Source organism: Vibrio sp. 1078-1 (genome assembly GCF_033340475.1).
On sequence record NZ_JAWOWM010000616.1, the window covers coordinates 1 to 589 of the forward strand.

Consider the following 589-nt stretch of genomic DNA (forward strand, 5'->3'; position numbering starts at 1 on the left):
GCTCATAATCGCATAAATAAAATTTATGATCGAGGCAAAGGCAAGACCTGCCCCCTCCCTGTTTGATTGCAACGTTAGTGAACTTTGGAGCAGTTAGAACAGATTTAAAACTAAAAATAGCTAACCTGTGAGTGGTTTGGTAGGGAATAGTAATGATAAAAAATGAATATTTGCGCTTTTTGCAAACATTGAATGCCGAGGAGGTGTCAGCAGGCGTACGAAAAGTTGCAAATCTTGTTTTTGCGCACTTTGAAGAGGTTTATCCATTAGGCACGACACAAGGCAAACGAGTCAAGAAAGTTGCTAGCCTAGCATCAAATCAGTGGGCTAACCTTTCAGATGCCATTGCAGAAGTTACATACGAGACTGGTAACGCTGGCAAAATGTTCAAGCAGCTAAAGTCTATTGAAATTGGTCCTTTTCGTGGTTTTGCCAAAAAAGAGTCTTTGAGCCTACACAGTCTGCTTGTTTTGATTTACGGGCCAAATGGTACAGGTAAATCAAGTTTCTGCGAGGCGTTAGAGTATGGTTTGCTAGGTGCTGTTGAAGAAGCGCAAAATAAGCGGTTCCGTAATCAGGATGATTACCT

The 589-nt window shown here is 41.4% G+C and carries 1 protein-coding gene; it reads left to right on the forward strand.

What is annotated here, in order from left to right; translation table 11 throughout:
• Nucleotides 1-152: 152 nt before the first annotated feature.
• The coding region (locus R7190_RS29125) for an AAA family ATPase (RefSeq protein ID WP_318138101.1) at nucleotides 153-589 on the forward strand (437 nt) is incomplete at its 3' end.